A 13,239-nucleotide genomic window follows, 5' to 3' on the forward strand; every position below is an offset into this window, starting at 1 on the left:
ATTATGAAAAGTAAATATGTAATACTTGCTTCTGCATTATTGATCTCTGTTGCTTCTTTTGCACAAAAAGATCAAATTAAAAGTGCTGAAAAAGCTTTAAAAAGTGGAGATGCTCAAGGAGCAATCACAATTTTGACGGGAGCAGAAAGCGTTGTTGCTAATGCTAAAGATACTGAGCAGGCACAATTCTATTTTGTAAAAGGAAATGCTTATTTAGATCTTGCAAACAAAAAGGTAGATGAAAGTAAAAATTTATCTTTGGCAGCTGAAAGTTACAAGAAGTTAATCGAAGTTGAAAAAGCATCAGGAAAACAAAAATATTCTACAGATGCAGCTACTTCTATTACTAACATTAAAGGATTGTTGATTAATTCTGCAATTGCTGATACACAAGCTAACAAGCATAAAGAAGGTGCAAAAAAATTGTACGATGCTTATGAATTAGACAAAAAGGATACAATCAACTTGTATTATGCTGCTTCTACAGCTGTAAATTCTCAAGATTTTGATCTTGCTTTACCAATGTATGAGGAGTTGAAAAAGTTAAATTATTCTGGAAAAGGTACTTTGTTTCTTGCTACTAATAAAGCAAGCGGAAATGAAGATAACTTTAGCAGTGCAAAAGATAGAGATTTAGCGGTTAAGTTAGGTACTCACGAAAAACCTAAAACAGAAGCTATTCCTTCTAAAAGAGGTGAAATCTACAAAAATTTAGCTTTGATTTTAGTACAAAAAGGACGTACAGAAGAAGCTAAAAAAGCTATTGCTGACGCTAGAAAGACAAATCCAGAAGATACTTCATTAATCTTAACTGAAGCTAACTTATACTTAGAATCTAAAGATTATGACACTTACAAAAAATTAGTAGGTGAGGCTTTAGAAAAAGATCCAAACAATGCAGATTTAGTATTTAATTTAGGTGTAATCAGTGCTGGTGCAAAAAACAATGCTGATGCTGAGAAATATTACTTAAAAGCAATTGAGATCAATCCTAATTATGCAAATGCTTATCTAAACCTTGCAGCCTTAAAATTAGAAGCAGAGAAACCAATTATCGATGAAATGAATAAATTGGGTACTTCTACAAAAGATATGAAACGTTACGATGTTTTAAAAGCGCAAAGAGAAGGTGTTTTTAGAGGTGTAATTCCTTATCTTAAAAAAGCGAACGAATTAGATCCTAAAAACGAAGATGTTGCTAAAACATTACTAGGAGTTTACAAAGCTTTAGAAATGACTGCTGAAGCAAAAGCTTTAAAAGCTACAATGAACTAATCTTTAGTAAATAAATTATAAAAAAACCATCCCGTTTTTACGGGATGGTTTTTTTATGCTTGTATCAGAAATTTAAAGTAAGGTTGCTGATAAAGTAATAGTCGTATTTAATAATTTGGAAATCGGACAGATTTCTTTTGCTTTTGCAGCTGTTTTTTCAAATTCTTCTGCTGAAATCGAAGGTACTTTTCCTTTTAAGTCCAAATGGATTAAAGTGATAGTTCCGTCTTCAAAAGTTACTGTCGCTTCTGTGGTTAAATCATCTGCTGTAAAACCTCCTTCATTCAATAAGAAACTTAATTGCATTGTAAAACAGCCTGAATGAGCTGCAGCAACCAATTCTTCTGGATTTGTCCCAACTCCATCAGCAAATCTTGTTTTAAAAGATAGTTGTGCATTATCTAGAGTTGTACTTTGTGTGCTTATTGTTCCGGTTCCTTCCATACCGGTTCCTTTCCAGTTGGCGTGTGCTTTTCTTGTAAATTTCATGTTCTTTTTATTTAAAAATTAATAGTAAATGTTATTTGTTTGATTGCCAAATAATAGTGGTAACTCAAATATAATCAATATTTTGCAGAATAGTTTTACGAAATTTAATGAGAATGTTAAGTTTTAGATTTATCGTGTTGATTTAAACGAAAAGATACAAAGGTTTTAAGTAAAGCTTTGTGAACTTATGTTTTTAAACAATCCATAAATGAAAATAAACCTTTGCGGACTTTGCGTTAAAAAATAAGCACAAAAAAAGGTGCAATGAAACTCATTACACCTTTTTATTTTTTATAAAACTCTTAAGTCTATTCCTGACCTAAGTTTCTTAATTGTTTCAATTTGTCTTTCCAAACTTCAAGACTTTCTTTATGAATAGCGATGTTTTTACGAACCTCAGTCACAATAGAATTCTCTTTTTTGGCATTTTTAGTATTGGTAAAGAATTGAATGTTGTTTTCTAATTGGAAAATTTCATTTTGAACTTCTTCAATTTTACGCATAATAAAGATTTTTTCATTGTCTAATTTACGCGTGTCATTACTGTCAGATAGAGAATCAATACGATTTGCAAAACGCATCATTTCAGATTCTTTTTTACTTAAGCTTAGTTTTTCAAAAAGGGCATCCAAAATTTTATTGAATTTGCCTTCAATATGTCTTCTTGAAAAAGGAACTTTTCCGAATCCTTTCCAAGTTTCAATATGGGCTTTTATAGCATCTAAATCTGTTTTGTGATCTCCTGTTAACTGGAAAGCTCTAAGAGTATCTAGATATGCTTTTTTATTGTCAAAAGCGGCAACTTCTTCACCGTTTTCTTCCGATTTGTGCTCTTTTAGTTTATCAAAATAATGGTTGCAAGCATCTTTAAATTCTTTCCAGATTTTGTCTGAATATTTTTTTGGAACATGACCAATTTGCTTCCATTCTTCCTGAATTTGTTTCATTATAGGAGTTGTGGCAGTAAAATCAGTGCTTTCTTGCAGCTCTTTTGCTTTTACAACAAGAGCCATTTTTTTATTTAAATTGTCGTTTTGATCTTTTTTGATGTCTTTATAAAAAGAATTCTTGAAAGCATTAAAATTTCTAACAGCTGTTTTGAAAGCTGCCCAGGTTTCTTCATTTACTTCTGATGGAACTTTTCCAGCTGCAAAAAACTCATTTCGAAGCGCTTCTACTTTTTCAATTTGTACAAGCCATTGTGAATGAGAATTTACCTTTTCTGTTCCGAGTGCTTCAATTTTAGAAATAATTTCTTTTTTTGCTTCTAGATTTTGTTGCTCGTTTGCTCTTTGGTTTTCAAATAAAACTTCTCTTTTATCGTGAATTTTTTTAGTTAGCTCGCTAAATTTATTCCAGATAACATCACGATGTTCTTTAGAAACTGGTCCGATTTCTTCTTTCCAAATTCTGTGAAGATCCTGTAATTCGCGGAAAGATTTATTTACATCCGCATCGTTTACTAATTCTTCAACACGAGCGATGATTTTTTGTTTTAATTCAAGGTTGTGTTTAAAATCTAAATCTCTAGCTTCACGATCTAAGTGTAGATAATCATAGAAATTTTCAACATGAAAATGATAGTTGTTCCAAACGTGATTGTATTTGTCTTTTGGAATCGCACCAGCATTTTTCCATCTTTCTCTTAATTCATTAAAATGCTTAAGTGTATCTTTTATGTTTTCTTGCGGATTGATTAACTCTTTTAATTCTTCAACAATTGCTAAACGATTTTCTAAGTTTGATTTTAGATTGGTTTGAAGGTGTTTAAAATGAGCGTTTCTCTTATCTCTGAAAATATTATAATATTCATCAAACTTTAATTTCAAAGGTAAATGATATTCAAACTCTTCGTTTGGATCAGGGTTAGAAGCAAGAAATTCTTCTTTTTTCTCCTCTAGAAGATGGTGATATTGTAATAAAAATGCCTTTTTGATTTCTTCAATATGATCTTTTACAGACATTACTTTGTCTATATTAACCAACTTTTTAAGTTCATCAACAAGCGCATCTAAAGAAAAAGTGTTATAATCTTGCATAGGAATATCATGACGTTCTTTTAGAGATTCGTCTTCGCTTTCCGCTGCATTTGAATTTGTGATTACATCTAAAGCTTCCTGATGATTGTTTGCATCATTTTCTACTTCATTTTCAATTTCTGGAACTGATTTCTCAATTGGAGCCTCAGCCTCAGATATTTTTATTGCATCATTTGATATAGAATCGTTTAACTCGATTCCAGATTTTCCGTCTGCTTCTTGCAGGTTATCATTCTTTTCTTCTAACATCTTAAAAATGTATAAGGTTTTTATTTTAAACAATGCGAAAGATAGTAAAGGTGTTTCTAACTACAAAATAAATCGCTTGTTTATGCGCTATTTTGCCATGAAATTCCTATTCTTTGCGCTAATTATATAATGTGTTGAAATAGTTTTGTTATAATGTTTAAAGTATCTGTAAATTCATAATAGCTGGATTTTTTTAGAATTTACTTCTATAAATTCAATTTAGTAAAGAACTATTTATTTTCAGAAAAGAATTAAGACACCCATTTCAATTCCGAAATTGTAAGTTCTATTTGTTCCAAATCCAGCACTTGGATGTATGTAGATTAAGTTATTTGGGGTAATTTTTCGTCCAAATTCAACAAACGCGTTATTTTGAAATCCCTCTATAATTCCGTTATAACGAAAGGCTACATCTCCGGCAACCCAATTTTTTCCAAAAAAATAGAGCATAACATTTTCAAAAAGAGTTACACTGATGTTGTTTCTATCATTTTCCCCTGCAAAACTACCTTGATATTCTAAAGTCGAGAGCCAGAGAATTCTTTTTTCATATAAATATTTTCCATAAACAACTGCTGGCATCACGACCCATTTTCCGGTGCCAAAATTTGGATCCGCAGCTGTATTAGCATAAACCCTTGTTCGTAAAGCTATACCATTATTATTTTTCATGTACGGAATATAGCTAACACCCATGCCAACATCTCCAATAGCGGTTTTATTAATAGAATTTGTATTGGCAGAAATTAGAGGAAGATCAAAACGTAAATTCCAGGCTTTATTTCCTATAGGCAGTAGAACTCGTACTTGTGTAGTATTGAATGACCCGTTATCGGTATCTAAATATTCATCAAAGAAAATAATTGTCTTTAGGAAATAGTGATAACGAGGCTCAGAAAAAGGACTTTTTAAGGTGTCGCTCTCTTGAGCCAAAAGTAGATGGTGAAACAAAAAAAATAAAATGCTAAGTAATTGTATTTTCTTCATAACCACTTGTTTATAAGTGATTTAAAAATACAAAAAATACGTTAACATTTTATTTTTTTACTTCTGTTTTTATTTATTCCAGATTTTCCAGGCTTTTTCTGCTTGAAAAATCAGCATTTCGTGACCATTTTTGATTACTGCACCTTTTTCTTTAGCTTTTTTAAGAAAAGTAGTCTCGGCAGGGTTATAAATTAAGTCATATGCAATGTGTTTTTCTGTGAAAAACTCATAAGGCAGATTTGGACAAGCGTCTATATTCGGGCTTGTTCCTACAGGTGTGCAGTTAATTATAATTTGAAAATTATCAAAAGTAGTGGCATTAATCAAATCATAATCTATAATGTTTTCTTTTGCTTCTCTAGAAACAAAAGTATACGGAATGTTTAGTTCATCTAAAGCAAAAGCAACACCTTTAGAAGCTCCTCCTGTTCCTAGAATTAATGCTTTTTTGTGATGTGGCTCTAACAACGGTTCTAATGATTTTTTAAAACCATAATAATCAGTGTTATAGCCTTTTAATTTACCATTTTTAGTAAACTTAATAGTATTTACAGCTCCAATTAAAGCAGCTTTTTTTGATAGTTTATCTAAGAAGGGAATAACTTGTTCTTTGTAAGGAATAGTGACATTTAATCCTTTTAAATCAGGATTATTTTTAATTAATTCCGTAAAATAGTTAATTTCAGAAATATCAAAATTTTCGTAGCTATTGCCAGCAAAAACTTCATTGTCAAATTTTTCTGTAAAGTAACCTTTTGAAAAAGAGTAGCTAATGTTGCGTCCTAGTAATCCAAAACGTCTTCTTAGTAAAATATCAACCATTATTATTTTCTATGTTTTTCTATATAATTTTTTACCATTTTTTTTGACCAAACTACCGGAAATAAATCTTCTATTAAAATATAGTTATCGAAGTTTAATCGTAAGCCGTTGCTTAAATGAAATTTAGCTTTTGTATTATCTTGAATCATAAAATACAATCCAGCTAAACGATATTCGATTTCATTTTCTTCAGGAAAATATTCTGTAGCTTGTAATAAAGTTTGAATTGCACTTTCAAATTCTCCTAAAAATTGAAGAATATCAACCCAGAATAACCAAGTATCAAGTGCATAATCTCCAAATTCTACTGCTTTTCTATAGCCAAATTCAGCTTCTTCAAAGAAATTCATTTGTTTATTGATATTGGCATATCTTTTCCAATACAAACGATTTTGATTGTCAATTGCCAAAGCTTTATTTACAAAAAACAATGCTTTTTGATAGTTTTTTTGGCGAAGGTGAAAATCAGTAATGGCAATCCAGCCCTTATCTAAAAGCGGATCTTCGTGCACCGTTTGGTTATAATATTGAATTGCTTTTGCTAAGTTTCCAAGTTTTTCATAGCATTTACCAATTCGAAGTAGCGCATATGAAGTTGCATCGTCTAATTCGATGGTTCTGTTATAGCTTTCAATCGCTTCATTATATTTTTTAAGGCGCTCATAAGCTTTGGCCTTTTCCATAAAAGCACCTAGAAATTCGTCATCAATAAGTGTTGCGTAGTCAAAAGCTCGAATTGCATTTTCATATTCTTTTACGCCATAATGTAGACGTCCAAGCTGATGCCATGCGATTTCGCTATAAGGGTTTCTGTTTATGTATTCGTTCAAATAAACAATAGCTTCTTGATTTTGATCTAAAAATTCAAAACAGTAAACTACATTGTAAAGAGCCGACTGATCTTCTAAATCTTCTTCAAGACATTTGATGAAACTCTCTTTTGCCAATTCAAGATTATCCATAAAAAGATATTCCATTCCAATCAAGTTGTATACATCGGCATAATCATCAGTATACTGCAAAGCAATTTTTAATAATTCGACTGCCTTTTCGTGTTGATCTCTTTTGGAACAGATATTAGCTTTTTGGATATAAATTTCTTCGTTGTTTGGTTCAATTGCATATAACTCATTCAAAAGCTTTTCAGCTAAATCGAGTTTATCATCGTAAACCAGCATTTCTACTTGTACTAATTTTAAGCCCGTAGATTTTGGGTGCTGGTCTAACGCAAGTTTTAAGGCCTTTTTTGCTAAATTAGCCTTACCTATGTCTAAATAATGAAGAATTATTTCTTCGAATTCTTCAGAATCAAAAAAGAGTACTTTGTTAGTCTTTAACATCGACTCAAATTTGGATAGGGATAGGTTATAATCTTCTTCTTCGTTGCTTAATTGCATACTTCGTTATTTTGAAATTAGCCTACTATAAATTTAGGCAACCATATAATTGTTGTAAGGATAGGAAATTAATTGTTTTGAACAATTTAATTAACAATATATAGCGTTTTTTATTCTATTTTGGGAAGAAATCTCTCTTATTATTAAGGGATTAGCTTCTGTTTTATGATTTTTATATTGCCGAGCAAAAAATGTAAATCAAATTTTTAAGCGTTGTTTTTTTTCAAAATTTCATCCATAACTTCCAAAATTATTGCACAACCTTCTCTAATTTCATTTTCTGAAATAGTCAATGGTGGAGTAATTCTAATTGCACAACCTTCAAATAAAAGCCAAAATAAAATCAGTCCTTTGTCTTGGGAATTTAGAATGACTTCATTGGTAATTTCCGCCGATTCTGTCATAGCCGCCAGCATTAATCCTTTTCCTCTAACTTCTGTAATCAAAGGATGTACCAAAAGCGATCTGAAGAGTTTTTCTTTTTCTAGCGTTTCCGCCATTAAATTTGTTTCAGTTAATTCTTGCAAAGTTGCCAAACAAGCTGACGCAATGACAGGATGTCCACCAAAAGTAGTAATATGACCTAATTTTGGATTTTCTGTTAAAAGATCCATTTTTTCGGCAGAAGCGGTAAAAGCGCCAACAGGCATTCCGCCACCCATTCCTTTGCCCATTACTACAATATCTGGAACCACGTTATAATTCTGAAAACCAAATAGTTTTCCTGTTCTTCCAAATCCTGGCTGAATTTCATCAACAATCATCAAAGCTCCAACTTCATCGCAACGTTTACGAACTTTTTCAAGAAAATTGTTTTCTGGCTGAATAAATCCTGCGCCACCTTGAATGGTTTCTAAAAGAATTGCAGCCGTCCTAGTGGTTATTTTTTGAAGATCTTCTTCATTATTAAAAGTAATAAAATCTACATCTGGAAGTAAAGGTCTAAAGGCTTGTTTGCGTTCTTCAAATCCCATAACGCTCATAGAACCCATCGTGTTTCCGTGATACGCATTATGGCAAGAAATTAATTGACTACGGCCCGTAGTTCTTTTGGCTAATTTTAAAGCGCCTTCAATAGCTTCTGTTCCAGAATTGACTAAATAAGTTTTATTTAAAGATTCAGGAAGGAGGGAAGCCATTAATTTACAATATTGAACGGCTGGACTTTGAGAATATTCGCCATAAACCATTACATGCGAATACTTGTCAAGCTGATCTTTTATAGCTTGATTTACTCTAGGATGCTGATGCCCCAATGTACAGGCAGAAACTCCAGCAACAAAATCTAAATATTTTTTATCGTTTGTATCGTATATGTAAGAACCAATAGCGTGTGAAACTTCCATTCCGAGAGGATAAGGAGAAGTTTGTGCTTGGTATTTTATAAAGTCTGGATTCATTTTTTTAAGGTTCAAATTGGCAAAGTTACTAAGGTTTTAAGGTTTTAAAGTTAATTCTATATAATCTTTAAAAACTTTTGCCAGTTCTTATTTTTTTTCAAGTGATTCAATATCGAGCACGTCAGTTAATCGATTTAAACTGTTTTTAGAGAATCTTTTAAAAGCAACTCCGATAAACAAAAAGCGGATTATTAAGATTTGGCCTAAAGCTACAATTAGAAACAATAGAAATAAATGAATATCTTGACTAAATAGCTGAAAAATAAAACCAGCGATAGGCAAACACAATAATATTGCTGATAAAATTTGAAATGGTTTATTGATTTCTATCTTAACAATTCCATTTTTGCTGATGATTTCTCCAGTTAAAACGCAAAAAGCGCCTCTTCCGATTTCTGAGGAAATTATACTGAAATTGTTATCGCCAATAATTCCAATAAAAGATTTGTCAGTTATTTTAGAACTCAAGCTTTCAGAAATTAATGTTCTTCTTTTTAGACGTTCTAGAGATTCTATTGGTTCTCCTACCAATTTGAAACTGTAATTGTTTGTTGGAAATATTTTCATTCTTTGTTGGATCTCTAGAGTTTGAAAAAATACTACTTGCTGTTTTTTTGAGTTTCTTTAGAAGCAGGTTTTGCAGCAGGCTTTTTCTTGTCGTAATTCAAGGTTTCTTTCCTGACTTTCATTGGAACGTTTTTACCTTTTTCTTCTTCCTCTTTGCCTTGTTTAATTAGTTTTTCATTCATTTCATTGTCTTCCGCAGTAAAAATATCATCTTTCGATTTTATTCTTTCGTCGGCTCTCCAAACCATTCCCCTAAGTTTTCGGGCATTTTCTGGAAGCTCATCTTCGGGGTAAATATCTCCGTCTACTTTGTTGAAAAATGTAATTGTTTCTATAGCATTATTCTCCAATATCATGTTGATTTTACTACTGACATTTTTATTGATTCCAATCAATTCATTGTCATCATTTCTCATAAAATAAACTACTTCAGTATTTTTAATAACATCGACATCATGAAGTTTTCCATCCCGGAATTTTCCAAATAAATTGAGCCCTTTTACCTGATTAAAACCAGTTCCGAGCGTATCCCGCGAAATAACGAAAGTATTGTTAAGTACTTTTAAGGAATCAATTTTTCTGGTTTTATTATCGCCAATCAAATGCATTACATCGCCCGTAATTTGGCTTTCTCCGTTCCAAAGAATTGGTTTTCCTATTAATTTTGTTAAGGCAGTTTTAGAGTTAGAATGTATAGAATCGCATTTACCGCTCATATCGATTTTATAAAAACGAACATTATTAAAAGCTCGTAAAATTCGTTCGCCTTCTTTACCAGTTACTAATAATTTTTTTCCGTGAATGTAAACCGAATCATTTTCAACTAAATTGATTGCAACAGCTCTTTTGGTTACAAACATCGAATCTTTAAGCTTGTAAAGTTCTGCATAATGCCCTTTTACAATCCCTTTATTGATCGAATCGGTAATTTTTACATTTCGCGTTGCCGATGCAAATTCGGTATTTCGATTATAAAATAAACTGTCGCCTTCTATAAGTCGATCATCATATTTAATGTATGATTTCCTGAGAAAATGTGCTAGGTTTTTCTTTGTGTCGTAAAATCCTTTTTCGGTATAAATGTAATTTTCTTTACTTGTAATTGTCGAAGGGCCAAGTAAATAAGTGTGTCCAGAATTACTATAATAATCCAAATGATTCGATTTGATTACGTATTTTGGATTTGTAATAACAACTTCGGTTAAAAACTGAAACTTTTTTTCTGTAGCATAATACCTTCCAGATTTGCTTACCAGAGTGTTGTCTTTATTGACGATTGTACCTTTTGTATTGTAAAAAGCTTCTTGGACATTTCTGTCAAAATTGATAGTGTCGGTTTGTAATGTTGCATCTGGAGAAGTCATAACGGCATTTCCCGTTGCAAAAGCTTTTCTTAAATTTCCGTTATACTCGGCATATTTACTGTTTAAAAACAAAGTATCGCCTTGATTTAGTTGAACATCTCCAAATGCCTTTAGATAATTTTCTCTCTTAAAAAGATAAGCTTTATTACAAGTCATTGTAACGCCGTCATGAATCAATTTTACGTTACCGCTTAATAATAAACCTCCTGGAACCAAATCTTCATTAACTTGGACATTGTCAGAGTTATCTATAACTATTTCTTTAGTTTTCTGTGCTTGTGTTTTTGCTTTAGGTTTTACTTGCGCGAAAGTAAATTGAACGCTTAAAAAAAGCAGACTATAAAATATGTAAAAGAGTGATTTCTTCAACTGATTAAATTTTTGTCAAATTTATAAAAAAGGTTAGAACCTTATCTTGTTATTAGGATTAATTTATGTGTTTATTTTTTTAAGGTTCGAAGGTGCAGAACAATAAAGGTTGAAAGTTTTTTATCTATAATCCTTCAAATTTCTCAAGCAATTTAAAGCCATTTTTACTTTGAAACTTTACTGTTAAAATCTCAATCAATTTTATCAACAAAATTGAGAACTCTCACGTTGTAGTTGATGTTTTTAGAAACTACAAAAAACAAATGAAGCTAAGTTTCTTTTAAGTTTTAAAAAATAGTCTAAATTTAATAATTGGTTTCAGAATTCTATTCCAATTTCTGACTCCTAAAAAGAGAAGTTTAGATTAAAAATATATGACAAAAAGTAAGTTTATTGCTGTTGGAATTGTTGCTGCCGTGCTATTTTCAGGATGCAAAACAAAAGATTTAAAAATGAGTGAAGTAAAAGAAAATCATTCTAATGATAAGAAAATTGTAGTATATCAAGTTTTTACACGCCTATTCGGAAATAAAAATACCAATAACAAACCTTGGGGAACAATTGAGGAAAATGGCGTTGGAAAGTTTAATGATTTTACTGATAAAGCACTTCATGAAATAAAAGATTTAGGCGTTAATTATGTTTGGTATACTGGCGTACCGCATCACGCTTTGGTTAATGATTATACAGCTTACGGAATTTCAAATGATGATCCAGAAGTGGTAAAAGGACGTGCGGGTTCTCCTTATGCCGTAAAAGATTATTATAACGTAAATCCAGATTTAGCTGTAAATCCTGCCAAACGCTTGGAAGAGTTTGAAGCTTTGATTAAACGCACGCACAATGCTGGTTTAAAAGTGATTATTGATATTGTTCCGAATCATATTGCTCGAAAATATGAAGGAAAATCTAATCCTGCAGGTGTACGTGATTTTGGCGCTGACGATGATGTAACGGTCGAATACAAGAGAGATAACAATTTCTACTACATTCCGAATGAACATTTTGAAATTCCAGATGGAGATGTTCCGCTAAACGGAGAAAAAAATGCTTTAATTGATGGAAAATTTGATGAAAATCCAGCAAAATGGACAGGAAATGGTTCAAGAAAATTCAAACCAGATCAAAATGACTGGTACGAAACGGTAAAAGTGAATTATGGCGTTCGCCCTGATGGAACTAAAGATTTTCCTGAACTTCCTACAGGTTTTGATCAAAAATCATATCAAGAGCATTTTGCTTTTTGGCAGGATAAAGATGTTCCGAATTCTTGGAAAAAGTTTAAAGATATTGCCTTATACTGGACAGCAAAAGGTGTTGACGGATTCCGTTATGATATGGCAGAAATGGTTCCTTATGAATTTTGGAGCTATATGAATTCTTCCATTAAAATGAAAAATCCTAATGCATTTCTATTGGCAGAAGTATATAATCCGAATGAATATCGAAATTACATTCGTTTAGGAAAAATGGATTATTTGTATGACAAAGTAGAAACATATGATAAATTGAAAGATGTTATTCGTGGAAATTCTTCCCCAGATGAATTAACAAACATTCAAAAAGGAATGTCTGATATTGAACATCATATGTTACATTTTCTGGATAATCATGACGAGCAACGTTTAGCAAGTCCAGAATTTGCAGGAACTCCAGAAAGAGGAAAACCTTTAATGGTGGTTTCGGCAACGATTAGTACTTCTCCAACCATGATTTATTTTGGACAAGAAGTAGGTGAGGCAGGAAATGAAGATGCTGGTTTTGGAAAACGTTCAAGAACTTCAATCTTTGATTATATCGGGGTTCCAAATCATCAGCGTTGGATGAATGATGGAAAATTTGATGGAGGAAAATTATCCGAAAGCGAAAAACAGCTTCGTGATTTTTACAAACGACTACTCAATTTTACCATAAGCAGTAGTGCTTTAATGGGAAGTTTTGAAGAAATGCAGTCTGTAAATCGTCAAAATAATGAAGCATATGATGCTTTATTATATTCTTATGCACGTTGGTCTGAAAGTCAAAAACTGATTATAATTGCTAATTTTTCATCAGAAAAAGAAAGTGAATTTGATTTGAAAGTTCCATCAACACTAATTTCTAAGTGGAATTTAAAAGATGGTTCTTATGTGTTGGTAGATAAGTTATATTCTAATAGTAAAACCTATCTAGTAGTTAAAAATGGAGAAGGTTCTGCAAGAATTAAGATTAAACCTTCTGAATCATTTATTTACGAAATAAACTAAAATTAAATAAATTAGAGAAAAACTTGCTTAGAACT

The 13,239-nt window shown here is 31.6% G+C and carries 10 protein-coding genes; 2 read left to right on the forward strand and 8 right to left on the reverse strand.

All coding sequences use genetic code 11. The features are described 5' to 3' along the window. Positions 1 to 3: 3 nt before the first annotated feature. Entirely contained in the window at positions 4 to 1,275 is a 1,272-nt protein-coding gene (locus HNP35_RS16835; protein ID WP_184164715.1) for a tetratricopeptide repeat protein, read from the forward strand. 72 nt (positions 1,276 to 1,347) lie between these two features. On the opposite strand, the gene HNP35_RS16840 is transcribed toward HNP35_RS16835, so the two are convergent. The 8 genes from HNP35_RS16840 to HNP35_RS16875 form a co-directional block, all read right to left on the reverse strand. Then, positions 1,348 to 1,764, reverse strand: coding sequence for an OsmC family protein (locus HNP35_RS16840; RefSeq protein ID WP_184164718.1), 417 nt, complete (start codon positions 1,762 to 1,764; stop codon positions 1,348 to 1,350). A gap of 308 nt (positions 1,765 to 2,072) precedes the next feature. Beyond that, positions 2,073 to 4,052: a DUF349 domain-containing protein gene (locus HNP35_RS16845; protein ID WP_184164721.1), complete on the reverse strand. Its 1,980-nt coding sequence runs from the start codon at positions 4,050 to 4,052 to the stop codon at positions 2,073 to 2,075. 240 nt (positions 4,053 to 4,292) lie between these two features. Continuing rightward, a complete protein-coding gene (locus HNP35_RS16850; protein ID WP_184164724.1) occupies positions 4,293 to 5,039 on the reverse strand; it encodes a lipid A phosphoethanolamine transferase in 747 nt (248 codons plus the stop codon). 69 nt (positions 5,040 to 5,108) lie between these two features. Then, positions 5,109 to 5,861: a shikimate dehydrogenase family protein gene (locus HNP35_RS16855; protein ID WP_184164727.1), complete on the reverse strand. Its 753-nt coding sequence runs from the start codon at positions 5,859 to 5,861 to the stop codon at positions 5,109 to 5,111. Positions 5,862 to 5,863: 2 nt separating this feature from the next. After that, the gene (locus HNP35_RS16860) at positions 5,864 to 7,258 is read right to left on the reverse strand and encodes a tetratricopeptide repeat protein (RefSeq protein WP_184164731.1); all 1,395 of its coding nucleotides are present in this window, start codon (positions 7,256 to 7,258) and stop codon (positions 5,864 to 5,866) included. 206 nt (positions 7,259 to 7,464) lie between these two features. After that, the gene (locus tag HNP35_RS16865; RefSeq protein WP_184164734.1) at positions 7,465 to 8,658 is read right to left on the reverse strand and encodes an aspartate aminotransferase family protein; all 1,194 of its coding nucleotides are present in this window, start codon (positions 8,656 to 8,658) and stop codon (positions 7,465 to 7,467) included. Positions 8,659 to 8,745: 87 nt separating this feature from the next. Further along, positions 8,746 to 9,225 carry a hypothetical protein gene (locus HNP35_RS16870; protein WP_184164737.1) on the reverse strand — a complete coding sequence of 160 codons (480 nt, stop codon included), beginning with the start codon at positions 9,223 to 9,225 and terminating at the stop codon, positions 8,746 to 8,748. A 32-nt stretch (positions 9,226 to 9,257) separates the two neighbouring features. Beyond that, positions 9,258 to 10,958: an OstA-like protein gene (locus HNP35_RS16875; RefSeq protein WP_184164740.1), complete on the reverse strand. Its 1,701-nt coding sequence runs from the start codon at positions 10,956 to 10,958 to the stop codon at positions 9,258 to 9,260. Positions 10,959 to 11,332: 374 nt separating this feature from the next. Here HNP35_RS16875 and HNP35_RS16880 point away from each other — a divergent pair, with 374 nt between their 5' ends. Continuing rightward, positions 11,333 to 13,204, forward strand: a complete 1,872-nt coding sequence (locus HNP35_RS16880; RefSeq protein WP_184164743.1) for an alpha-amylase family protein — start codon at positions 11,333 to 11,335, stop codon at positions 13,202 to 13,204. The last annotated feature ends 35 nt before the right edge of the window (positions 13,205 to 13,239 follow it).

Origin of the sequence: Flavobacterium notoginsengisoli, assembly GCF_014207905.1 — a bacterium.
Classification (GTDB): Bacteria; Bacteroidota; Bacteroidia; order Flavobacteriales; family Flavobacteriaceae; genus Flavobacterium; species Flavobacterium notoginsengisoli_A.